A 22,071-nucleotide genomic window follows, 5' to 3' on the forward strand; every position below is an offset into this window, starting at 1 on the left:
GGGTGCCCGGCGATCCGCCGGGCACCCGGGCCCCTTTGCCGTCGGGTGGTCAGGCCAGCGCCCAGGCCACGTCCCTCAGCAGGGCCTGGCGCCAGCCCGCCCGGTCGTGGCCCGACGCCGACCGGGACACCCGTACGGTCGCGCCGGCCTGTTCCGTCAGGGCTTCGACCAGCTCGCAGTGGGGGAGCATGCGCGTCTCGTGCTCGCCCACGTCGAAGGCGATCCGCAGCCCGGACGGGGCGGGCCGCTCGCGCAGCCGTGCGGCGACGGCGCCGCCGCGCGGACCGCCCAGGGGGTCCGGCAGGTCCGCGGCCTCCGGGGTCCACCAGAACGACCCCGACTGGCAGGCGACCCGGGACACCAGCTCCGGGAACTCCAGGGCCGCGTACATCGCGCTCAGACCGCCGAGGCTCTGCCCGGCGACCACCAGCCGGTCCAGGTCCGCGGGCACCCCGCTGCCGGCGACCAGCGGCAGCAGTTCGTCCCGTACCGCCTCCCACAGCTCGGGCCGGCAACCGAACTCCGCCCGGCGGTCCTTGGTGGGCAGGAACACCAGGGTGGCCGGGGGCATGTCGCCGGCCTCGAAGGCCGCGTCGAAGGCCGTCATGGCCGGGTGGAGGTACAGCCAGTCGTCCCCGTCGAGCAGCAGGACCACCGGTCCGCCGCCGCCCACCGGGTGGACCCGTACGGTGCGCTTGCCGCCGAGCCGTTCGCTCGCCCACCGGATCCGGGTGCGCGGCAGGGGCAGTACGTCGTCGGCGCCCACGGCGGGCCAGTACGGCTGGGGCGGAGCGTCCGGGGTGGCGACGATGGACCGGTCGCCGCCTGCCCGGAGGGGGTTGAGCGGATCGGGGTACGACGATCCGTCATCCGCGAGGAACCGGTAGGTCACCCGGAGCCGTGCGGGCATGCGCACCTCGGCGTACCAGCAGTCCGTATCGCGCCACCGGAGCAGCACGACCGGCTCCGACCAGCTCTCGAAGTCGATGACCGTCGGGGTGCCGCGCCACAGGAACAGGGTGACCCAGCCACCGTCGCCGGAAGGCGCGGACGCGGGTGCCGCGGCCGCCCAGAACGCGTCGGTGCCGGGCGTGCCGGGCAGGTCGAACGCGGCGAAGGGGCTCTCCGAACCGCCGTCGGCCAGGCTCCGTTCGAGTGCACGCATCGGTGCCTCCTTGTGAGGGGGAAGGGGAAACGTTAAGCTCTATAATTAGGCGAGCCTAACCTAAGTGGATGGCTCTCTTCATTCCCGATCGACCTTTCCCACGGGCACGGCGCCCGCTGTCGGACTGTGCGCGCCGCGCGCCGCACGCCGACGCCACCCGCCGGTCCCATCGGGCTCCTGGAGGAACCCCAGTATGAGCACCAACCCGTTCGACGATGCCGACGGCCGTTTCCTGGTCCTGGTGAACGACGAGGGTCAGCACTCCCTCTGGCCCTCCTTCGCCGACGCTCCCGGCGGATGGACGGTCGCCCTCGCCGAGACCACCCGTGACGCGTGCCTGGAATTCATCGAGTCGAGCTGGACCGACCTGCGCCCCCGCTCCCTCGCGGCGGCCGTCGAAGCCTGACCGGGACGGCCCCGGACGTACCGCGCTCGCGGCGCGTCCGGGGCCGCCCCGCGTCCGGCTACCCGCGTCCGGACGGGCGCGCCTCTGGAGCGCCTCGGCCCAAGGGGGCGCGGTGTGTGGCCGGTTGCCGACGGGTCGCGCGAGCGGGATCAAGGTAGATTAGGTTAGGCTAAGCTAACTGCACAGAGGTTGTGTGGGAGCCGCGCGCGGCATCAGGGGAGGGGATCGTCATGAGCCTGCCGGTCATCGGCTCCTACCCCATGCCCGACCGTGCCGCCCTGCCCCGCTCCTGCGCGTCCTGGGTCATCGACCCCGGCCGCGCCGCCCTGCTGGTCCACGACATGCAGAACCACTTCGTCGGGGAGCTCCCCACGGACCGGTCCCCGGTCGTGGAACTCGTGGAGAACATTGCGGCTCTTCGGGCCCTCGCCACGGCACTGGGGATTCCCGTCGTCTTCACCGCCGAGCCGGCCGCCCAGCCGCCGGGTCAGCGCGGCCTCGCCGCGGACGTCTGGGGGCCGGGCATCGGTGACGGGACCGACGCCGCCGCGATCATCCCGCCGCTCACCCCGCGGCCGGGCGAGCGCGTCCTGGCCAACGTGCGCCACAACGCCTTCCTCCGCAGCCACTTGGGGAGACTGCTGCGCTCGGAGGGGCGTGACCAGCTGATCGTCTGCGGGGTCCACGCCCACCTCGGCGTCCTCCTGACGGCCGCGGACGCCTTCATGAACGACATCCAGCCCTTCGTGGTCGCCGACGCCGTCGCCGATCTCTCCGCAGAGGAGCACGCGATGGCCCTGCGCTGGGCAGCCCGCAGCGCGGTGGTGTGCACGACCGAGACCCTGCTCCGAGAGCTCCTGCTCGGCGGAGGGTCCCGAAACGTGCGCAAGGATGCCTGAGGGCGTCCCGCCGACGCCCGCACCCCACCGCCACCCCTCAGGCCACACCACTCCGGCCACACCACTCACGCCACCACCACGCCATCACCACGGCGTCGCCCTGCGCCGAAGGCGCGCACGAACCGAGAGAGAGCGGAAGAACATGACCGTACGGGTCGCGGTGGCCGGTGCCAGCGGCTACGCGGGCGGGGAGCTGCTCCGCCTGCTGGGCTCGCACCCCGCCGTGGAGATCGGCGCGCTCACCGCGCACAGCAGCGCGGGGCGCCCGCTGGGGTCCGTACAGCCGCAGCTGCCGGAGTTCGCCGACCGGGTCCTCCTGGACACCTCCGCCGCCTCGCTGCGCGGTCACGACGTGGTCTTCCTGGCCCTGCCCCACGGTCAATCCGCCGCTCTGGCAGCGGAGTTGGAGCCCGGTACGCTGGTGGTGGACTGCGGCGCCGACTTCCGGCTGCGGGACGCGGCCGCCTGGGAGCGGTTCTACGGCAGCGCCCATGCCGGCACCTGGCCCTATGGCCTGCCGGAACTGCCGGGAGCCCGAGCGGAGTTGAAGGGCGCCACCCGGATCGCCGTACCCGGCTGCTACCCCACGGCGGTCACCCTGGCCCTGTTCCCCGCCTACGCGGCACAGCTGGTCGAGCCCGAAGCCGTCATCGTCGCCGCCAGCGGAACCTCCGGCGCCGGACGCGCGCTCAAGACCCACCTCCTCGGCGCCGAAGTGATGGGCTCCATGAGCCCGTACGGAGTCGGCGGCGGCCACCGGCACACCCCGGAGATCACCCAGAACCTGTCCCGCGCGGCCGGCGAGCACGTGACGGTCTCCTTCACCCCCACCCTGGCGCCCATGCCCCGGGGCATCCTCGCCACCTGCTCGGCCCGGCTGCGCACCGCCGCGGGCACCTCCGCGGGCACCTCCGCGATCCCCTCGCAGGACGAGGTGCGCGCCGTGTTCGAAGCCGCGTACGCCGACCAGCCGTTCGTACGGCTGCTGCCGCCCGGCCGGTGGCCCACCACCGCGTCGGTCCTCGGCTCGAACACCGCCCAGGTGCAGATCGCCGTGGACCCGGACGCCCGCAGGCTGATCTGCGTGAGCGCCATCGACAACCTGACGAAGGGCACCGCCGGTGGCGCGGTGCAGAGCATGAACATAGCCCTCGGCCTGCCGGAACGGCTGGGCCTGCCCATGAATGGAGTGGCTCCGTGAGTGTGACCGCCGCCCGGGGATTCCTTGCAGGCGCCGTGCGCGCAGGCATCAAGGAGTCCGGTGACCCGGACCTGGCCCTGGTGGTGAACCGGGGCCCCTCGCGCGCCGCCGCCGGTGTCTTCACCTCGAACCGTGTGCAGGCCGCGCCCGTACGCTGGTCCCGCAGCGCGCTCGCCGACGGGCGGATCTCCGCCGTCGTCCTCAACTCCGGTGGCGCGAACGCCTGTACGGGTCCCGGTGGGGCCGAGGACACGCGGACGATGGCGGAGCGCACCGCGGGGGCCGTGGAGATCGCGGCCGACGAGGTCGCGGTCTGCTCCACCGGCCTCATCGGCGTCCGGCTGCCGATGGACCGGGTGACGGCCGGCATCGACGCCGCCGCGGTCCGGCTCTCGTCCGAGGGCGGCGAGGAAGCGGCCGTGGCGATCAAGACGACGGACTCCGTCCACAAGACGGCAGTGGCCGCCGGCCCCGGCTGGACGGTGGGGGGCATGGCGAAGGGCGCCGGGATGCTCGCCCCCGGACTCGCCACCATGCTGGTCGTCCTGACCACGGACGCCGACGCGAGCGCCGGCGTACTCGACGCGGCGCTGCGCGAAGCGGTGCGCACCACCTTCGACCGGGTGGACTCCGACGGCTGCATGTCCACCAACGACACCGTGCTGCTGCTCGCCTCGGGCAGCTCGGGCATCACGCCCGCACCGGCGGAGCTCACCGCCGCCGTGCACGCCGTGTGCCGGGACCTGGCGCTCCAGCTGGTGGCGGACGCCGAGGGCGCGTCCAAGGAGATCGAAGTGGCCGTCGTCGGCGCGGCCTCGGAGGCGGACGCGGTGGAGGTGGGCCGTTCGGTGGCCCGCAACAACCTCCTCAAGTGCGCTCTGCACGGCGAGGACCCGAACTGGGGCCGGGTGCTGTCCGCGATCGGCACCACCTCGGCCGTCTTCGACGCGGACCGGCTGAACGTGGCGATCAACGGCGTCTGGGTGTGCCGGGACGGAGCCGGGGGCGAGCCGCGGGACAAGGTCGACCTGTCCGGTCGCCGGATCACCATCACCGTGGACCTGCGCTCGGGTGACTCCTCGGCCGTCATCTGGACCAACGACCTGACGGCCGAGTACGTGCACGAGAACAGCGCCTACAGCTCGTGAACGGGGTCGAGATGACGGCGGAGACGAAGCGGACGCACGCGCAGGACGACGTGCCGGGCGCCATGCCGGCCGGCATGCCGGGCGCCGTGCCCGCCCCCAGGGACCTGCCCTGGCTGGAGCAGCTCCAAGGCCGGACGGTCGTCGTCAAGTTCGGCGGCAACGCCATGGTGGACCCCTCCACGCACCGGACGTTCGCCCAGGACGTCGTGGAGCTCTGGCACGCGGGCCTGCGGCCCGTCGTCGTCCACGGCGGCGGTCCCCAGATCAGCGCACTGCTCGACCGGCTCGGCCTGGAGACGCGCTTCGAGGCCGGAATGCGGGTGACCACGCCGGAGACGATGGACGTGGTGCGCATGGTGCTCACCGGCAAGGTCCAGCGCGAACTGGTCGGGGCCATCAACGCCCACGGGCCGTTCGCCGTGGGCCTGTCGGGCGAGGACGCCCACACGATGACCGCCGTACGCCGCCCGGCCTGGGTCGACGGCCTGCCGGTCGACATCGGCCTGGTCGGCGACATCGTGGACGTGGACGCCGCGACGATCGCCGGGCTGCTGGAGCAGGGCCGCATCCCCGTGATCTCCCCCGTCGCGCGCGGCGAGGACGGGCAGGTCTACAACGTCAACGCCGACCTCGCGGCCTCGGCGCTGGCCGTGGCCCTCGGGGCCGACCGGCTGGTCGTGATGACCGACGTCGAGGGGCTGTACGCGGACTGGCCGCACAGCACCGAGGTGATCGACCGCCTGACCGCCGGCGAGCTGGACGCCCTGCTGCCGGAGCTCGCGAGCGGCATGCTCCCCAAGATGGAGGGCTGCCTGCGCGCCGTACGGGCGGGCGTCGGCAAGGCGCAGGTGATCGACGGCCGGGTGCCGCACGCGCTGCTGCGCGGAATCCTCACCGAGGACGGACCCGGCACCACGGTGGTGCCGGACGAGCAGACCGGCCCCGAGGGGTCCGGCGGCAAGGGAGGCGGCGCGTGACCGCCGACAGCACGACGACACCTCTCGCCGACCGCTGGCGCGCGGTGATGATGGACACCTACGGCACCCCCGCGCTGGCCCTGGTCAGGGGCGAGGGCAGCACGGTCTGGGACGAAGACGGCCGCGCGTACACGGACTTCACCGGCGGCATCGCCGTCAACGCCCTCGGCCACGCCCACCCGGCCCTGGTCTCGGCCGTCCAGGAGCAGGTCGCCCGGCTCGGCCACGTGTCGAACCTGTTCGTCTCGGAGCCGGCCGTCGCGCTGGCGGAACGGCTGCTGGCCCTGCTGGACAGGCCGGGACGGGTGTTCTTCGCCAACTCGGGCGCGGAGGCGGTCGAAGCCGCCTTCAAGATCGCCCGCCGGACCGGGCGCCCGCACCTGGTCGCGACGGAGGGCGGATTCCACGGGCGCACCATGGGAGCGCTGGCCCTCACCGGCCAGCCGCCCAAGCAGGCCCCCTTCCTGCCCCTGCCCGGGGAGGTCACGCACGTTCCCTACGGGGACACGGAGGCGCTCCGCGCGGCCGTCACCGAACAGACGGCCGCGGTCGTGCTCGAACCCCTGCAGGGCGAGGCCGGAGTCGTCCTGCCGCCCGACGGCTACCTGCGGGCGGCCCGCGAGATCACCCGCGCCACGGGCACCCTGCTCGTACTGGACGAGGTGCAGACCGGGATCGGCCGCACCGGCCACTGGTTCGCGCACCAGGCGGAGCCGGGATCCGAGCCGGACGTGATCACCCTGGCCAAGGGGCTGGGCGGCGGCCTGCCGATCGGCGCCGCGGTCGCCTTCGGCCCCGCCGCCGAGCTGCTGACCCCCGGTCAGCACGGCTCCACTTTCGGCGGCAACCCGGTGGCGTGCGCGGCAGGGCTGGCCGTCCTGGAGACCATCGAGAAGGAAGGGCTGCTCGCCCGCGCCGCGCGGGTGGGGGAGCGGCTGAGGCTCGCCATCGAGGCCCTGGAACACCCCCTGGTCCGGGAAGTGCGGGGCGCCGGCCTGCTCCTGGGCATCGCCCTCGCCGAGCCCGTCGCCGCGCGGGTCCAGCGGGCCGCGCAGGACGCCGGGTTCCTCGTGAACGCGGCGGGCGCGGGCGTCGTACGGCTGGCTCCCGCCCTGACGCTGCCGCAGGAGCGGGCCGATGCCCTGGTGGCGGCGCTGCCCGGGATCCTCGACGCCCCGTAAGGCCGGGGGAGTACGGCCGGGGGAGTACGGCCGGGGCGGGTCCCTCAGGGGCCCGCCCCTCGGTCGTCCACCGGCTCTGCCGTCTCGCCGTCTAGAGCGCGCGGGACAGGACGCGCGCGCCCCGGCCGGGGTCCAGGGACCGGGCCCACTCGGCCGGCGCCAGGGTCGGGCAGGCCGGGAGGAACCCGTGGAGGAGGAAGAGGCGGCCGCTGCCGGTCGTCGCCGTGAACAGCGCGGCCAGGGAGCGGTTGCGGGCCCTGGCGAGCGCCGCGTGCAGCAGGCGGGCGCCCATGCCCGAGCCCTGCCGGTGGGTCGCGACGCAGAAGTTGTACAGCACGCCCGCGGCGGGGTGTTCGTGCAGTCCGAGGCAGCCCTCGAGGGTGCCGTCGGGCGCCTGCGCGACGAGGAAGTCCGAGGCCCGGGAGAGGTACAGGGAGAGCGGGCGTTCGCGGAGCGCCCCCGCGGCCACGAACGGCCGGGAGAGGGCGGCGAGCGCGGGGCCGTCGTCCCGGCGCGCCGGGCGCACCGTGAACCCGGGGACCTCGTGCCACCGGGGAGCGGCGGCGCCGGGGGCGGGGCCGGGAGCGGGGGTGCGGGTGCGGGGCGGCAGGGTGGCGTGCGCGGCGGCAGGGGGCAGCGTTGCCGTGGTCAAGGTGTTCCTTCCTCGGTTCCGCCGTGTGCGGGGCGGGTGCGGAGGCGCAGGCCTCCCGGCGGAACGGTCGAGGTAAGGTTAGCCTTACCTAGTCGGCCGGGCCAAGTCGGGCCGTACGGACGGCGCGAGCCGCCACGTAGCCGGGGAAGGCGGGCACGTCGGTGACGGTCCATCCCGGCGGAGCCGAGGGGGTGGCGCCCGTGCCCACGTACGTCAGGGCCGGGTCCCCGCCGAGTCCGATGCCGACCCCCTTGAGGTAGGCCTCCTTCCGGGACCAGCAGCGGGCCACCGCGGCCGGGCGCTCGTCGACGGGCAGCGCCGACAGCTCGGCGCGCTCGGCCGGATGGAGGACCTGCGCCAGTTCGGAGGCCACTTGCGAGGCCAGCGCGGGCGCCGGCCGCCGCTCGACGTCGACCCCGACCGGACCGTCCGCGAACGCCACCAGGACCGCGTCCCCCGCGTGGGACAGCGAGAAGTGCAGCGGTGTGCCGGGCACGGCGGGCCGGCCGTGCGGTCCGCCGCAGCCGGGGCAGGGCTCGCGGAAGAAGCGCACCCGCGCCGGATCCCGGCCGAGCCGGTCACCCAGCAACTGCCGCAGCACGACGTGGGCGACCCGGTACTGGTCACGGTCGCCGGCGCGCCGGATCCCCTGGAGCCGGGCCCGCTCGGCATCGTCGAGCATCCCCTCCAACTCCCGCGCCCGATCCGCGTACAGGCCCACGCGCACGGCCCACAGCCCCGGTCCCGGCGAGGTGAGCCAGGACCGCGCCGAGGCGTCGGCGCCGGGGGCCGGATCCGTGGTGGCGGTCAGCCGCACGGGCGGCCGGGGTAGGTGTCACCCTCCGGGGCGCCGACCTCGCGCATCCGGCACAGAACCTCCCCGAGGAGCGCGTCGTCCACGTCGACGGGCATGTTGAACTCCCGGTCGAAGACGAAGGAGTCACCCGCGCCCGCGTGCCAGATGACCCAGCGCGGCGGCATCTCGGGTGCCTCCCACAGCGGGGAAAGACGTTCCAGGACGCTACTCGTACCACTCACTCTGTTCACTCCACTCACAGCTTTCCCGCATCCGTATCGGTCGTGCGGTTTCCGTCGACAAAGGTCTCCACGACTTCGATGGCACTGATCCGGGACGGATCGACGTACCGCGGGTCGTCACCCAGGACCACGAGGTCGGCGCGCTTCCCCGGGGTGAGGCTGCCGGCCCTGTCCTCCCACCGGCACGCGTACGCACCGGCGACCGTGTACGCGTACAGCGCCTCCTCGACGGTGACCGCCTCGTCCGGCCCGACCGGCCGCCCGGAGGCGGAGGCGCGCTCGACCATGAACTGGATCGCCCGCAGCGGGGCGCCGTCCGTCACGGGCCGGTCCGAACTCCCCACGAGGTTCACCCCGTGGTCGAGGAACCCGCGCCCCCGGTACATCCAGGGCGCCCGCTCCTCACCCATCACGTCCGCGTAGTCGTCCCCGAAGGAGTACAGGAAGGCCGGCTGGACGACGGCGCTCACGCCCAGGCGCGCGAAGCGCGGGAGCTGGTCGGGGCGGATCAGCCCGGCGTGCTCGATCCGGTGCCGCGCGTCCGGCCGGGGCCGCAGCCGCTGCGCCCGCTCCAGCGCGTCGAGCGCGAGGTCGGCGGCGCGGTCCCCGATGGCGTGGACGGCGAGCTGCCAGCCTGCGAGGTGGCCGTCCACGATGAGCCGGGTGAGGCGGTCGGGGTCGTCCTGGAGCTGCCCGGTGTGGTCCGTGCCCGCGTACGGGGCCGTGAGCGCGGCGGTACGGGCCATCATCCCGCCGTCGGTGTAGATCTTGAGCGCGCCCAGCGACAGCCAGTCGTCGCCGAACCCGGTGCGCATGCCCAGGTCCAGGGCGCGGGGGATCCCGTCCTCCCGGTGCGCCTCGCGAGGTCGCAGCACATCGCCGGCGGGCATGAGCTGCACCCGCAGGGGCAGCCTCCCCTGGTCCCGCAGCAGTTGGTACGCGCCGAGCTCCACCGGGCTGTGGCCGAGCAGCCCGCCTCCGATGCCCGCCTCGGCGACCGCGGTCACGCCCTCCGCGAGGCAGGTCCGGGCCGCCCGCTCGACGGCGTCGGCGATCTCGTCCTGCCCGTACGGCAGCCGCAGCCGCCGCGCGGCGGTCATGGCACCCTCGGCCAGGAACCCGTCCTGGTGCGGAACGCCGTCGGGGAGCAGGCGCAGCACCGCGCTGTTCACGACGCACCCGTGCCCCGAGTCGTGCATCAGGAACACCTTGCGCCCGCGACTGACGGCATCCAGCTCGCCGGCGGTCAGGTGCCGCCCCAGGGCCCGCTGGTCATAACCCATCACGTCGACCCAGGCGCCGTCCCCGCCCGCCGAGCGGGAGACGGCCTCCGCCACCACCGCCAGCACGTCCTCGACCCGCTCGCACGGGGCGACGCTCGGGGTGCTCTGCTTCAGCCCGGTCCAGGCGAGGTGCACGTGACTGTCGATGAACCCGGGCAGCACGGTGGCGCCCTGCAGATCGATGACCTCCCGGGCCGGCAGCGAGGCGACGTCCTCATCGAGCCCCACGATCCGTCCCCGCCAGATCCCCAGCTCACGGGCGAGGGGGCGGGCCGGATCCATGGTGATGATGTTCGCGTTGATCAGCCTCGAACACAGCATGGGCGGTCCAACTCCCCCTGGCGGCAACGCGCATGTACACGGGTCAGAACAGGGGCCCCAGGGCTGCCGCATCCGACTTAGGTAACCCTAACCGTACCTCGGCAGCCGGTCAATGTGCGACGGGCGCCCGCGTCCGCCGCGAGGGTCAGACCGGCAGGCCCGTCGGTTCCTTGATGCGTTTCATGATGATCTGCGAGTTGACCTCCGTGACCCCCGAGAGGGCCGTCAGCTTTTCGATCCAGAGGCGTTCGTACGCGCGGAGGTCCGCGACCGCGATGCGCAGGAGGCACCCGGGGCTGCCGAAGAGGCGGTAGGCCTCGATGACGTCGGGGATGTCCTGGAGGGCGGCTTCGAAGGCTTCGACGGCCTCGCGGTCGCGCCGGACCTCCACGGAGACCAGGACCTCGAAGCCGCGGCCCACCGCTTCGGGGGAGATCACCGCGCGGTAGCCCTGGATGATGCCTTCCTCTTCCAGCTGGCGGACCCTGCGCATGCAGGGGGAGGGGGTGAGGCCCACGCGCTGGGCCAGCTCCTGGTTGCTGAGCCGGCCGTCGGCCTGAAGCTCACGCAAGATTTCTTTGTCGATCGCATCCATGGCGCAATTATCACTCAGGTTTTATTGCGGAGTGGGGTGAAATCGCAATCACATTGCGCGTAGATCGGCCTACCATTGCCGTCTCTAGAAAATCTGTGCGGGCCGCTTCGGGCTGTGTGAGGGAAGGGTCGTGGTCATGGGACGCATCGTCGTGATCAGTACGGGCGGGACGATAGCCAGCCGCTGGCAGGGTTCCGGTTTCGCCGCCGATGCCGACGGGGCCGAGGTCATGGCCACCGCGCCGCTGCCGGAGGGAGTGAGCGTCGAGGTCGTCGACCTGTTCAGCGTGAACAGTCCCCGGCTGACCACCGCGCACCAGCTGACCCTGCTGCGGACCGTGCACGAGGTGCTCGCCGATCCGGGCGTGGACGGGATCGTCGTCACGCACGGCACGGACACGCTGGAGGAATCGGCGTTCCTGGTGGACCTGCACCACCACGATGCGCGCTCCGTGGTGTTCACCGGATCGCAGCGGCCCATGGGCGCGGCGGACGGGGACGGTCCCGGCAATCTCTACGATGCCCTGCTGACCGCGTCGAAGACGCGCGGGCTCGGCGTCCTGATCGCGTTCGCGGGGCGGGTGCACGCGGCGCGCGGGACCGTGAAGGCACAGGCCGTGGCCCTCGACGCGTTCGCCGACCCGTCGAAGGAACTGCTGGGGAAGGTCGGCTTCGGCAAGGTCACCGTGCTGCGGACGCCGGTGCGGCCGGAGCCGCTGCCGTTGCCCGCGATGCCCGAGGCCTTGGAAGGGCCGCCGCGGGTGGATGTCGTGGTGCACCACGTGAGCGGTGACGCGGTGCTGCTGAACGCCGCGGTGGCGGCGGGGGCACGGGGGATCGTGCTGGTCGGGACCGGCGCGGGCAACGCCACGCCGGAGATCGTCGACGCGGTCAAGGCGGCCGTCGCGGACGGTGTGCTGGTGGCGTTGACCACGCGGGTCGCGGCCGGGCCGGTGACGGAGATCTACACCCACGGGGGTGCGGTGGACCTGGTTGCGGCCGGGGCCGTGCCCACGGGGACGCTGCGGGCGCCGCAGGCGCGGGTCGCGGTGCTCGCGGCGTTGCTCTCCGAGGGGGATGCGCAGGAGCGGGTGCGGGTGCTGCGGCGGGTGCTGGCCATCGGCGGGCCCGTACTGGTCGCCGCCTGAGGCCGACGGGGTCGGGGGACCGGCCCCGACCCCTCAGGAGTCGGTGAAGGCCGACAGCAAGTGGTCCGCAGCCAGGGTGGGGGTCAAGGTGCCCGCGCGGACCTCTGATTCCAGGGCCGGGGCCAGGTCCCGTACCGCCGGGTTCGAGCGGAGGCGTTCCAGGAGTTCGTCGCGGACCATCGACCAGGTCCACTCCACCTGTTGGGCCGCGCGCTTCGACGCCAGGCGGCCGCCCGCTTCCAGGAGCACGCGGTGCTGTTCCAGGCGGTTCCAGACCTCCTCCAGGCCCGTGGATTCCCGGGCGCTGCACGTCAGGACCGGTGGAGTCCACGCCGCGTCGGCCGGGTGCATCAGGCGCAGCGCGCTGGACAGTTCGCGTGCCGCGGCCTTCGCATCGCGCTCGTGCGGGCCGTCCGCCTTGTTGACGGCCAGGACGTCGGCCAGTTCCAGGACGCCCTTCTTGATGCCCTGCAGGCCGTCGCCCGTGCGGGCGAGGGAGAGGAGGAGGAAGGAGTCGACCATTCCGGCGACCGTGGTTTCGGACTGGCCCACGCCCACCGTTTCCACGAGGACCACGTCGTAGCCGGCGGCCTCCATCACGATGATCGATTCCCGGGTGGCCTTCGCCACCCCGCCCAGCGTCCCCGCCGACGGGGACGGGCGGACGAAGGCCGCGGGGTCCACGGAGAGGCGCTCCATCCGGGTCTTGTCGCCCAGGATGGAGCCGCCCGTACGGGTGGAGGAGGGGTCGACGGCCAGGACCGCCACCTTGTGGCCGAGTCCCGTCAGCATCGTGCCGAAGGCGTCGATGAAGGTGGATTTCCCCACGCCCGGCACACCGCTGATGCCGATGCGCCGGGCCCGCCCCGAGTGGGGGAGGAGCTCGGTCAACAGCTCCTGGGCCAGGGACCGGTGCGCGGGCAGGGTGGACTCGACGAGGGTGATCGCGCGCGCGATGAACGCGCGCTTCCCGTCGAGTACGCCCTTCGTGTAGGCGGTGATGTCGATCCGGGGCACGGCGCCTACAGCTCGTGCGGCTCGTGGCCCAGGTCCGCGGCGAGCCGCGTCACCAGGTCGTGCGCCGCGTCCGGGATGACCGTGCCGGGCGGGAACACCGCCGTGGCCCCCATCTCGAGGAGGGTGGGGACGTCCGCGGGAGGGATGACCCCGCCCACGACGATCATGATGTCCTCGCGGCCCTCCGAGGCGAGGGCCTCGCGCAGCGCCGGTACGAGGGTCAGGTGGCCGGCCGCGAGGGAGGAGACGCCGACCACGTGCACGTCGGCCTCGACGGCCTGACGGGCCACTTCCTCGGGGGTCTGGAACAGCGGGCCGACGTCCACGTCGAAGCCCAGGTCGGCGAAGGCGGTGGCGATCACCTTCTGGCCGCGGTCGTGCCCGTCCTGGCCCATCTTGCAGACCAGGATGCGCGGACGGCGGCCCTCCGCCTCCTCGAACCGGTCGACGAGCGCACGGGTGCGCTCCAGGGACGGGGACTCGCCTGCCTCGGTTCGGTACACACCCGAGATCGTACGGATCTGGCTCGCGTGCCGCCCGTACACCTTCTCCAGGGCGTCCGAGATCTCACCCACCGTGGCCTTCGCGCGCGCCGCGTCCACCGCCAGCGCGAGGAGGTTGCCGTCCCCGCGCTCCGCCGCGTTCGTCAGCGCCCGCAGGGTGTCCTGGGTGACCGCCTCGTCGCGCTCCTCGCGCAGCCGCCGGAGCTTGGCGATCTGCTGGGCGCGGACCGAGGAGTTGTCGACCTTGAGGACGTCGATCTGCTCGTCCGTCGCCACCCGGTACTTGTTGACGCCGATCACCGGCTGACGGCCCGAGTCGATGCGGGCCTGCGTGCGGGCCGCGGCCTCCTCCACGCGGAGCTTGGGGATGCCCGCGTCGATGGCCTGCGCCATGCCGCCGGCCGCCTCGACCTCCTGGATGTGCTGCCAGGCCCGGCGGGCCAGGTCGTACGTCAGCTTCTCGACGTACGCGCTGCCGCCCCAGGGGTCGATGGAGCGGCAGGTGCCCGACTCCTGCTGGAGGAGGAGCTGGGTGTTGCGGGCGATGCGCGCCGAGAAGTCGGTGGGCAGGGCCAGGGCCTCGTCCAGCGCGTTGGTGTGCAGCGACTGCGTGTGGCCCTGGGTGGCCGCCATCGCCTCGATGCAGGTGCGGGTGACGTTGTTGAAGACGTCCTGCGCCGTGAGGGACCAGCCCGAGGTCTGCGAATGGGTGCGCAGTGACAGGGACTTGGCGTTCTTCGGGTCGAACTGCTTGACCAGGCGCGCCCACAGGAGACGGGCCGCGCGCAGCTTCGCCACCTCCATGAAGAAGTTCATGCCGATCGCCCAGAAGAACGACAGGCGCGGCGCGAAGGCGTCCACGTCCAGGCCGACGGCCTGCCCGGCCCGCAGGTACTCCACGCCGTCCGCGAGGGTGTAGGCGAGCTCGAGGTCGGCCGTGGCTCCGGCCTCCTGGATGTGGTATCCGGAGATCGAGATGGAGTTGTAGCGGGGCATCTTCTGCGAGGTGAAGGCGAAGATGTCGGAGATGATCCGCATCGAGGGCTTCGGCGGATAGATGTAGGTGTTGCGGACCATGAACTCTTTGAGGATGTCGTTCTGGATGGTCCCGGCGAGCTTGTCGGGCGAGACGCCCTGCTCCTCGGCCGCCACGATGTAGAGGGCGAGGACCGGCAGCACGGCGCCGTTCATCGTCATCGACACCGTCATCTTGTCCAGCGGGATGCCGTCGAAGAGCTGGCGCATGTCGTAGATCGAGTCGATCGCCACGCCCGCCATGCCGACGTCGCCCGTCACCCGCGGGTGGTCGCTGTCGTAGCCGCGGTGCGTGGGCAGGTCGAAGGCGATCGACAGGCCCTTCTGGCCGGAGGCCAGGTTGCGCCGGTAGAAGGCGTTGGACTCCTCGGCCGTGGAGAAGCCCGCGTACTGCCGGATCGTCCAGGGCTGGTTGACGTACATCGTCGGGTACGGGCCGCGCAGGTACGGAGCCACACCCGGGTAGGTGTGCAGGAAGTCCAGGCCCTCCAGGTCGCGGCCCGTGTACAGGGGCTGTACGCCGATGCCCTCGGGGGTCTCCCACAGCAGCTCGGCGGCTCCCGAGCCGGTGGACTCCTTCAGCGCGGTCCGCCACTGGTCCTCGGACCCGGCGGCCGGGGCCGCGCCGTTCAGCGCGAGTTCGGAGAAATCGGGGATGCTCAAGACGCGACTCCCATCCGGTCGAGTACGGAGGACAGCACGGCGATCGCGTCGCAGCCGGCGAAGACGTACTCGTCCACGGCCGCCGCGGCGGTGCCGGGCCTGCCCGCGAGGAACACGGTCGTCGCGCCCGCCGAGCGCAGGGCCGCGGCCACCGCCTCGGCCTGCTCCTCGTACAGCGCGTCGCTGGAGCACAGCACGGCCATGCCGTCGGCCCCGCTCGCCGCGTAGGCCGCCGCGGCGGTCTCCGGGGTCACCGACACCGGGTCGTGGACCGGGGTGATGCCGCCCGCCTGGAACAGGTTGGAGGCGAAGGTGGCGCGGGCCGTGTGCGCGGCCGCCGGGCCCAGGGCCGCCAGGAAGACGGTCGGCCGGGCGCCGGTCGCCGCCAGGTGTACGTCGCTGCGGGCGCGCAGGGCCTCGTACGCCTCATCGCGCCGCACGCGCGGCAATCCGCCGGTGAGCGGGGCCGGCGCGGGTTCCCGTACGACCGGCTTCTCGGACAGGTGCGGGAACTCGCTGACTCCGGTGACGGGTTCGCGCCGGGTGGCCAGCTTCTTCGAGCGCGCGGCCCAGGTGGCGGCGAGGCGTTCGGCGACCAGGCCGGAGCGCAGCGCGGCGGCCTGGCCGCCCGCCTTCTCGACGGTCTGGAAGAACTCCCAGGCGGCGTGGGCGAGTTCGTCGGTGAGCTGCTCGACGTAGTACGAGCCGCCCGCCGGGTCGATCACCCGGGCCAGGTGGGACTCCTCCAGCAGGATCGTGGAGGTGTTGCGGGAGATGCGGCGGGCGAACGCGTCGGGCAGGCCGAGCTCCTGGTCGAACGGGAGCACGGTGACGGCGTCGGCGCCGCCCACGCCCGCCGCCATGCAGGCGACGGTGGTGCGCAGCATGTTCACCCACGGGTCGCGGCGGGTCATCATCACCGGCGAGGTCACGGCGTGCTGGCGCTGGGCGCCGGCCCCCGGGGTCCCGCAGGCCTCGGCGATCCGGGCCCACAGGCGGCGGGCGGCGCGCAGTTTGGCGATGGTCAGGAACTGGTCGGCGGTGGCCGCGTAGCGGAACTCCAGCTCGCCGAAGGCCGCTTCGGTGGTCAGCCCGGCTTCGGTGAGGGCGCGCAGGTAGGCGACCCCGGTGGCCAGGGAGAGCCCCAGCTCCTCGGCGGCGCTGCCGCCGGCCTCGTGGTACGGCAGGGCGTCGACGGTCAGGGCGCGCACGTGGGGCCAGGCGGCCGTCTCCGCGGCGAGCGCGGCGGCCTCCGTCAGGTCCAGGGCCTCGCCCGTGCGGGCCTCGTGGCCCAGCGGGTCGGCGCCCAGGGAGGCGTGGGCGGCCTCGGGGGCCACCGCGCGCTCGGCGTACAGCGCGAGCAGGGCCCGGGCGGCCTCCGCGTACTGGGCGCCGGGGTCCAGGGAGACGGGCGCGAGGTCGAGGTAGACCCCCTCCAGCGCACGGCCCAGGCCCTCGGCGGGAAGGCCGGCGTCGCCGACGGCCAGCCACAGCGAGGTGGTGCCGTTCTCCAGGTCGGCCAGGGCCGCGTCGTTCACCCGTACGGGGTCGGTGCCCGCGATCCGCTGGCGCACGTCCCAGCCCGAGGCGGCGCTGCCCTCGGGGCGGCCACCTCGTACGAACGGCGGAAACCCCGGGAAACCGGTGTCCGGCGCGGTTTCGGGCGCGCTGTACAGCGGGCGGGTGGTGAGCCCGTCTTCAAGCTTCGTGGACAACGCGTCTTCCGCTGCCTCGCCGGAAACTTCCTTGCCCGACTTGCGCAGCACGCCCTCTACCAGGCGCTGCCACTGCTCATGCGTCGCGTCAGGGAATTCGGCGGCCAAGGAGAGCCCGTCATCAGGCAGGACCGTCATGGCTCGAATGTTAGGGGGGTACCTGTCAACGACCTAGAACCACCGGATGTGATCTCCCCCTCTCATGTGAGTCGGGAGGGGTCACGGAAGAGCGGGGCGAGCAGGACGGTCGCGGAGGCTACCGGGAGTACGGCGGGACCCGCGTGCGGAGCGACGATCCGCCGCCCGTAGCGGTCCCGGTCGCCGGCCGCGTCGCGGATCTCGTCGAGGTAGCCGTCGTGGAGGATGCTGGCCAGCTCGGCGACCACCATGACGGCCGGGTTGAACACGTCGAGGAGCAGGGCCGCGGCCCGGCCGACCGTACGGGCGCGTTCGCGCAGCAGCCGGTCGGCGCGCGGGTCGCCGGTGGCGGCGGCGTCGACCAGGAGGCTGACCGCGTTGTCGGCGGTTTCCGGGACGATGCCGAGGCGCACGGCCTCGGCGCCGAGGACCCCGTCGGAGGCGCTCGCCTGGAGACAGCCCGTACGGCCGCACGCGCAGGGGGTCCGCGAACCGGGCACCGGGAGGTGCGCGACGTCCCCGGCGGCGGCTCCCGGGCCCTGGTGCACGGTGCCCTCGATGCCGAAGGCGGCGTCGACGACGTTGCCGATGAAGAGGTGGAGGAGGCTGGAGCGGGCCTCCGGGCGGCCGAAGAGGATCTCGGCGTGGGCGATGGCGCGGGCGTGGTTGTCCACGGAGACGGGCAGGCCGAGGCGGTCGGAGAGCTCGGCGCCGAGGGGCAGCTCCCGCCAGCCGAGGGCGTCGTGGCGCACGACGGTGCCGTCGGAGGGGCGGACCCAGCCGCCGAGGGCCGCGCCGAGACCGAGCAGGGGGCGGCCGGCGGGGTTGGACTCCCGCAGGAACCGGCCGAGTTCGGTGGCGATGACGGCGGGGAGACGGCCGGGGGAGCGGCCCGCGTGCGGCAGGGCCCGGCGGGCCAGGACGCGGCCGCGGAGGTCCACGAGGCTGAAGGTGGAGGCGGGCACGCCGATGTGCAGGCCCGCGGCGAGGGGGCCGCCGAGGGGGCCGGTGTGCAGGTCCAGGGGGATGCGGGGGCGGCCGGGGCCCGGGCCGACTCCGGCGTGGCCGATCGGCGCGGGCGGCTCCTCCGGCCCGGGGCGCTCGTGCAGCAGGCCGGCGCGGAGCAGGGCCGTGGTCTGCCGGGACACGGCGGCCGGGCTGAGACCGCAGAGCTTCGGGATGTCGCTCCGGGCGAGGGGGCCGTGGCTCAGGACGGTACGGAGCACGGCGGCGGCGTTGGCGGCGGCCCGGCCGTCACCGGGGGTGGGAGGCACGGGCGGGCTCCTCGGGGGGTGGGGTGTGGTCCCGATCATGCCGTGTCGCTGCGCTCGGCGGGAACGGGACGGGGTCACGCCCTGCGGCGCGGGGCCCCCGGGGCCGGCCCCTCTCCGTCGTGCGGCGCCGCTCCCGGGGCTCCGCCCCGGGCCGCGCGCTCCAAACGGCGGCGGGGCTGGATTGCCTGTGGCGCCGCTGTGGGGCTCCGCCCCCGTGCCCCGCGCTTCACATGCCGGCGGGCTGCGTGGCGGGTGCGTTGCGGGGGCGTGAAATCAGGCCACGGGTTTCGGCCGTTCCGGGAGTGGCGGAAAACGATGAAAGGGCAGGTCGTGGGGGGTGTGGGTCGGAGGCTGGGGGTGAGGGCGGGGGGTGTCCGGCGGGGTTGACCGTGCGTGGGGGCGCTGGCAGTCTCCGGGACATGACCGCGACCGAGTTCCTCGCCCCGCGGCTCCACACCCCCGGTTGCCGTACCGCGCCGGGCGAGTGTCAGGGCCGCCGCTGTACGGCCCCGCACTGTTCCTGAGCGCCTCTGAGCCTCCGAGCCTCTGGAGCACTTGAGCCTCCCGGTCCCGAGCGGCTGGGCGTTCGTGCCCCGTCATCCGGGGTGTGCGTGGGGCTCGCGCCGACTCACTCCGGTGGATGGGGGCGGGGGCTCCGCGGGTTCGGGCCGATCGTCTCCGAGCGGCGCCCGCTCAGCGCCTTCGCCGGTCGGCGGCTGCCTGTCGAACCTTGTCGCCCGCCGGTCTCCATCCGTCGAACCTTGCCGCCGGCAGGCTCCCGCCGGTCTCCACCCGTCGAACCCGGCCGGACCGTCGCGGCCCGCCTGATCCGGCCGCAGGCCGGCCCCCGCCCCGTCCAGCCGTCCGCCCGTCGGACCTGGTGGCTCGCCGATCCCGCGGCCGGCCGCCGGTCCACGCCCCTCCCGTCCGCCCGCCGTCCGTCCGTCCGTGGTCCGCCCGTGGTCCGTCTCCCCGGCCGGATCTCCGTCGTCCTCGCTTCCCTCATTTCTTCCTCTGCGGAAATAAACAAGGAGCCTCTCATGTCCACTGCCACCCGCACCGACCTCACCGTGACCAAGATCGGCGGCCGCATAGGCGCCGAGATCGGTGGGGTCCGGCTCGGCGGCGAACTCGAAGCCGAGGCCGTCGCCGGCATCCGGGCCGCGCTGCTCGCCCACAAGGTCGTCTTCTTCCGCGGTCAGGGCCACCTCGACGAGGACGGGCACGAGGCCTTCGCCCAGCTGCTCGGTGCGCCCGTCGCGCACCCCACCGTGCCCTCCGCCGACGGGCGTTACGCGCTCGGCATCGACTCCCACCACGGAGCCCGCGCCAACCAGTGGCACACGGACGTCACCTTCGTCCCCGCCTACCCCGCCTTCTCCATCCTCCGCGCCGTCACCATCCCGCCGTACGGCGGCAACACCCTGTGGGCCAACACGGCCACCGCCTACGCCGGCCTGCCCGAGCCGCTGCGCGTCCTCGCGGACAGCCTGCGCGCCGTGCACTCCAACGAGTACGACTACGCGGCCCTGAAGCCCGACGCCCTTCCCGAGGCGCTCGCCCAGTACCGCGAGGTGTTCACCTCGACCAAGTTCCTCACCGAGCACCCGGTGGTCCGGGTCCACCCCGAGACCGGCGAACGCACCCTGCTGCTCGGCAACTTCGTCCAGCGGATCAACGGGCTCACCGGCCGCGACTCGCGCCTCCTGCAGGACCTCTTCCAGGCCCACATCGAGCTCCCCGAGAACACCGTCCGCTGGCAGTGGCAGGCCGGTGACGTCGCGATCTGGGACAACCGCGCCACCCAGCACTACGGCGTCGACGACTCGGACGACCACGAGCGCACCCTGCGCCGCGTGACGGTCGACGGCGACGTCCCGGTCGGGCCCGACGGGGTCGCGTCCCGGCTGATCAGCCCGGAGGCCGTACCGGACCCGGCCTTCGGCATCGCCTCCGGCGCCTCCACCTCCGAGGTCTGAGCCGACAGACGCGAACAGACCCCGAACGCCCCGCCCCGCTCGCCCCGCCCTCGTCAGCCAAGGAGCGCTCCGTGCCCAAGCTGCTCGCCCTCACCGGCAGTCCGTCCGTCCACTCCCGTACCGACGTGGTCGCCGACCACGTGCTGCGCCGCCTGAACCACGCCGGGTTCGAGACCGCGCAGCTCGCCGTCCGGGAGCTTCCCGCCGCCGATCTGCTCGCCGCACGCCGCGGCGAGCCGGAGATCCGCCGGGCCCTCGAAGCCGTCGCCGAAGCCGACGGGATCGTCATCGCGACGCCCGTCTACAAGGCCTCGTACACCGGTCTCCTCAAGGCCTTCCTCGATCTGCTCCCGCAGGACGGGCTGGCCGGGAAGACGGTTTTCCCGCTGGCCACCGGCGGCAGCCTCGCCCACGTCCTGACCATCGACTACGCCCTGCGCCCGGTCCTCGCGGCGCTCGGCGCCCGGCACGTCACCGCCGGCCGCTTCGTCCTGGACTCCTCCGTCGAGCGCGGGGCCGGCCCGGACCGGCTGCGCGCGGAGGCGGAGCTGGACCTGTACCAGGCCGTCGACGAGTTCGCCGAGGCGCTGCGCGCGGCTCAGGCCGCCGCGCTCGCCACCGCGCGCTGATCTCCGTACGGAAACCGCCCCACCCTCCCTGACCGCCCGACCCGCCCGACCCGGATCGACAAGGAATCGCGATGTCCGCAGCTTTCACCTCCACCCGTACCTCCCGACGCCAGTTCCTCACCCTGCTCGGCATCTCGGCGGCCGCGGTGAGCTGCGGGACGGCGACCGCCACCGGCGCCCGCGGTGGACAGGTCACCTCCCTGAAGTACCAGGGCAACGTCGGCGCGGTCACCCTGCCCGAGCTCGCCGCCGACCTCGGCTACCTCGGCGACGTGACCCTGGACTGGGTCGGCAACACCATCAGCGGCCCCCAGGACATCCAGTCCGCGGCCACCGGCCAGACCCACTTCGGCGGCGCCTTCAACGGTGCGATCGTCAAACTCGCGGCGAGCAAGGCCCAGATCAAGGCCGTCACCTCCTACTACGGTTCTGACAAGGACAGTTACCTCGGCTACTACGTCCTGGAGGACAGCCCGATCCGCTCCGCCCGCGACCTGATCGGCAAGAAGGTCGGCATGAACACCCTGGGCGCCCACGCCCAGGCCCTGCTCGACATCTACCTGGAGCGAAACGGCGTACCCAAGGCGGAGGCCGCGAAGGTCGAGTCGCTCGTCGTGCCCCCGGTCAACACCGAGCAGGCGCTGAGACAGAAGCAGATCGAGGTCGGCGTCCTCAGCGGCGTGCTGCGCGACAAGGCTTTGGCCGCGGGTGGCATCCGGCCGCTGTTCAAGGACTTCGAACTGCTCGGCGCGTTCAGCGCCGGCTCGTACGTGATGACGCAGAAGTTCATCAAGGAGAACCCGGACACCGTCCGCACCTTCACCACGGGCGTGGGCAAGGCCATCGACTGGTCCCGCGCCACCCCGCGCGAGGAGGTCATCGCCCGGATGACGGAGATCGTCAAGAAGCGCGGCCGCAACGAGGACACCTCGACCCTGAAGTTCTGGCGCTCCTACGGAGTGGCCGAGCCGGGCGGCCGGATCGCCGACAAGGAGTTCCAGCTGTGGATCGACTGGCTGGGCGGGCGCGGCGAGATCAAGAAGGGCCAGCTCAAGGCGGCCGACCTCTACACCAACGAGTTCAACGGACAAGGGAAGGGCTGAGC

At 73.3% G+C, this 22,071-nt stretch carries 20 protein-coding genes; 10 read left to right on the plus strand and 10 right to left on the minus strand.

What is annotated here, in order from left to right:
* Positions 1–49: 49 nt before the first annotated feature.
* Complete coding sequence (locus tag ACFYM0_RS17515) at positions 50–1,165, minus strand: alpha/beta hydrolase-fold protein (protein ID WP_388502023.1); 1,116 nt, start codon at positions 1,163–1,165, stop codon at positions 50–52.
* 193 nt (positions 1,166–1,358) lie between these two features.
* On the opposite strand from ACFYM0_RS17515, the gene ACFYM0_RS17520 reads away from it, so the two are divergent.
* The 6 genes from ACFYM0_RS17520 to ACFYM0_RS17545 all read left to right on the plus strand — a co-directional run bounded on the left by ACFYM0_RS17520 (position 1,359) and on the right by ACFYM0_RS17545 (position 6,977).
* Positions 1,359–1,571: an MbtH family protein gene (locus tag ACFYM0_RS17520; RefSeq protein ID WP_243331582.1), complete on the plus strand. Its 213-nt coding sequence runs from the start codon at positions 1,359–1,361 to the stop codon at positions 1,569–1,571.
* 230 nt (positions 1,572–1,801) lie between these two features.
* A complete protein-coding gene (locus ACFYM0_RS17525; protein ID WP_388502025.1) occupies positions 1,802–2,470 on the plus strand; it encodes an isochorismatase family protein in 669 nt (222 codons plus the stop codon).
* Positions 2,471–2,612: 142 nt separating this feature from the next.
* Positions 2,613–3,671 (plus strand): N-acetyl-gamma-glutamyl-phosphate reductase, encoded by a 1,059-nt coding sequence (gene argC / locus ACFYM0_RS17530; protein ID WP_388502027.1) that lies wholly within the window; start codon positions 2,613–2,615, stop codon positions 3,669–3,671.
* Positions 3,668–4,819, plus strand: a complete 1,152-nt coding sequence (argJ, locus tag ACFYM0_RS17535; protein WP_388502030.1) for a bifunctional glutamate N-acetyltransferase/amino-acid acetyltransferase ArgJ — start codon at positions 3,668–3,670, stop codon at positions 4,817–4,819. Before argC ends, argJ begins: the two co-directional genes overlap by 4 nt.
* A gap of 74 nt (positions 4,820–4,893) precedes the next feature.
* Positions 4,894–5,796 carry an acetylglutamate kinase gene (argB, locus tag ACFYM0_RS17540; RefSeq protein ID WP_388502378.1) on the plus strand — a complete coding sequence of 301 codons (903 nt, stop codon included), beginning with the start codon at positions 4,894–4,896 and terminating at the stop codon, positions 5,794–5,796.
* A 47-nt stretch (positions 5,797–5,843) separates the two neighbouring features.
* Positions 5,844–6,977 (plus strand): acetylornithine transaminase, encoded by a 1,134-nt coding sequence (locus tag ACFYM0_RS17545; RefSeq protein ID WP_388502381.1) that lies wholly within the window; start codon positions 5,844–5,846, stop codon positions 6,975–6,977.
* Positions 6,978–7,068: 91 nt separating this feature from the next.
* On the opposite strand, the gene ACFYM0_RS17550 is transcribed toward ACFYM0_RS17545, so the two are convergent.
* The 5 genes from ACFYM0_RS17550 to ACFYM0_RS17570 form a co-directional block, all read right to left on the minus strand.
* Positions 7,069–7,629, minus strand: coding sequence for a GNAT family N-acetyltransferase (locus ACFYM0_RS17550; protein ID WP_388502032.1), 561 nt, complete (start codon positions 7,627–7,629; stop codon positions 7,069–7,071).
* A gap of 88 nt (positions 7,630–7,717) precedes the next feature.
* Positions 7,718–8,446, minus strand: coding sequence for a 4'-phosphopantetheinyl transferase family protein (locus ACFYM0_RS17555; protein WP_388502034.1), 729 nt, complete (start codon positions 8,444–8,446; stop codon positions 7,718–7,720).
* On the minus strand, positions 8,437–8,667 hold the full coding sequence (locus ACFYM0_RS17560) for a hypothetical protein (protein WP_388502036.1): 231 nt from the start codon (positions 8,665–8,667) through the stop codon (positions 8,437–8,439). Before ACFYM0_RS17560 ends, ACFYM0_RS17555 begins: the two co-directional genes overlap by 10 nt.
* Before the next feature lie 14 nt (positions 8,668–8,681).
* Positions 8,682–10,271, minus strand: coding sequence for an amidohydrolase (locus ACFYM0_RS17565; protein ID WP_388502037.1), 1,590 nt, complete (start codon positions 10,269–10,271; stop codon positions 8,682–8,684).
* A gap of 145 nt (positions 10,272–10,416) precedes the next feature.
* Positions 10,417–10,866, minus strand: coding sequence for an Lrp/AsnC family transcriptional regulator (locus ACFYM0_RS17570; protein WP_254384480.1), 450 nt, complete (start codon positions 10,864–10,866; stop codon positions 10,417–10,419).
* Between the two features lie 136 nt (positions 10,867–11,002).
* On the opposite strand from ACFYM0_RS17570, the gene ACFYM0_RS17575 reads away from it, so the two are divergent.
* Positions 11,003–12,013 (plus strand): asparaginase, encoded by a 1,011-nt coding sequence (locus tag ACFYM0_RS17575; protein ID WP_388502039.1) that lies wholly within the window; start codon positions 11,003–11,005, stop codon positions 12,011–12,013.
* A gap of 33 nt (positions 12,014–12,046) precedes the next feature.
* Here the strand turns inward: ACFYM0_RS17575 and meaB are convergent, their stop codons facing one another.
* From meaB to ACFYM0_RS17595, 4 genes are all read right to left on the minus strand, one after another.
* Positions 12,047–13,030, minus strand: a complete 984-nt coding sequence (gene meaB, locus ACFYM0_RS17580; protein ID WP_388502042.1) for a methylmalonyl Co-A mutase-associated GTPase MeaB — start codon at positions 13,028–13,030, stop codon at positions 12,047–12,049.
* A gap of 5 nt (positions 13,031–13,035) precedes the next feature.
* Entirely contained in the window at positions 13,036–15,231 is a 2,196-nt protein-coding gene (scpA, locus tag ACFYM0_RS17585) for a methylmalonyl-CoA mutase (RefSeq protein WP_327255564.1), read from the minus strand.
* Positions 15,228–17,084: a methylmalonyl-CoA mutase family protein gene (locus tag ACFYM0_RS17590; protein WP_388502045.1), complete on the minus strand. Its 1,857-nt coding sequence runs from the start codon at positions 17,082–17,084 to the stop codon at positions 15,228–15,230. The genes scpA and ACFYM0_RS17590 overlap by 4 nt, the downstream gene beginning before the upstream one ends.
* A gap of 62 nt (positions 17,085–17,146) precedes the next feature.
* Complete coding sequence (locus ACFYM0_RS17595; protein ID WP_388502048.1) at positions 17,147–18,358, minus strand: ROK family protein; 1,212 nt, start codon at positions 18,356–18,358, stop codon at positions 17,147–17,149.
* Positions 18,359–19,398: 1,040 nt separating this feature from the next.
* Here ACFYM0_RS17595 and ACFYM0_RS17600 point away from each other — a divergent pair.
* The 3 genes from ACFYM0_RS17600 to ACFYM0_RS17610 all read left to right on the plus strand — a co-directional run bounded on the left by ACFYM0_RS17600 (position 19,399) and on the right by ACFYM0_RS17610 (position 22,069).
* On the plus strand, positions 19,399–20,337 hold the full coding sequence (locus ACFYM0_RS17600; protein ID WP_388502051.1) for a TauD/TfdA dioxygenase family protein: 939 nt from the start codon (positions 19,399–19,401) through the stop codon (positions 20,335–20,337).
* 71 nt (positions 20,338–20,408) lie between these two features.
* Positions 20,409–20,966: an NADPH-dependent FMN reductase gene (ssuE, locus tag ACFYM0_RS17605; RefSeq protein WP_388502053.1), complete on the plus strand. Its 558-nt coding sequence runs from the start codon at positions 20,409–20,411 to the stop codon at positions 20,964–20,966.
* A 71-nt stretch (positions 20,967–21,037) separates the two neighbouring features.
* Positions 21,038–22,069, plus strand: a complete 1,032-nt coding sequence (locus ACFYM0_RS17610) for an ABC transporter substrate-binding protein (RefSeq protein WP_388502056.1) — start codon at positions 21,038–21,040, stop codon at positions 22,067–22,069.
* Positions 22,070–22,071 lie beyond the last annotated feature (2 nt).

The organism is Streptomyces sp. NPDC006487 (assembly GCF_042870555.1).
Lineage (GTDB): Bacteria > Actinomycetota > Actinomycetes > Streptomycetales > Streptomycetaceae > Streptomyces.

Coding starts and splice junctions, on each gene's coding strand:
- ACFYM0_RS17515 (WP_388502023.1), bottom strand. CDS start 1,165: ATGCGTGCACTCGAACGGAGCCTGGCCGACGGCGGTTCGGAGAGCCCC.
- ACFYM0_RS17520 (WP_243331582.1), top strand. CDS start 1,359: ATGAGCACCAACCCGTTCGACGATGCCGACGGCCGTTTCCTGGTCCTG.
- ACFYM0_RS17525 (WP_388502025.1), top strand. CDS start 1,802: ATGAGCCTGCCGGTCATCGGCTCCTACCCCATGCCCGACCGTGCCGCC.
- argC (WP_388502027.1), top strand. CDS start 2,613: ATGACCGTACGGGTCGCGGTGGCCGGTGCCAGCGGCTACGCGGGCGGG.
- argB (WP_388502378.1), top strand. CDS start 4,894: ATGCCGGGCGCCGTGCCCGCCCCCAGGGACCTGCCCTGGCTGGAGCAG.
- ACFYM0_RS17545 (WP_388502381.1), top strand. CDS start 5,844: ATGATGGACACCTACGGCACCCCCGCGCTGGCCCTGGTCAGGGGCGAG.
- ACFYM0_RS17565 (WP_388502037.1), bottom strand. CDS start 10,271: ATGCTGTGTTCGAGGCTGATCAACGCGAACATCATCACCATGGATCCG.
- ACFYM0_RS17570 (WP_254384480.1), bottom strand. CDS start 10,866: ATGGATGCGATCGACAAAGAAATCTTGCGTGAGCTTCAGGCCGACGGC.
- ACFYM0_RS17575 (WP_388502039.1), top strand. CDS start 11,003: ATGGGACGCATCGTCGTGATCAGTACGGGCGGGACGATAGCCAGCCGC.
- ACFYM0_RS17590 (WP_388502045.1), bottom strand. CDS start 17,084: ATGACGGTCCTGCCTGATGACGGGCTCTCCTTGGCCGCCGAATTCCCT.
- ACFYM0_RS17600 (WP_388502051.1), top strand. CDS start 19,399: ATGTCCACTGCCACCCGCACCGACCTCACCGTGACCAAGATCGGCGGC.
- ACFYM0_RS17610 (WP_388502056.1), top strand. CDS start 21,038: ATGTCCGCAGCTTTCACCTCCACCCGTACCTCCCGACGCCAGTTCCTC.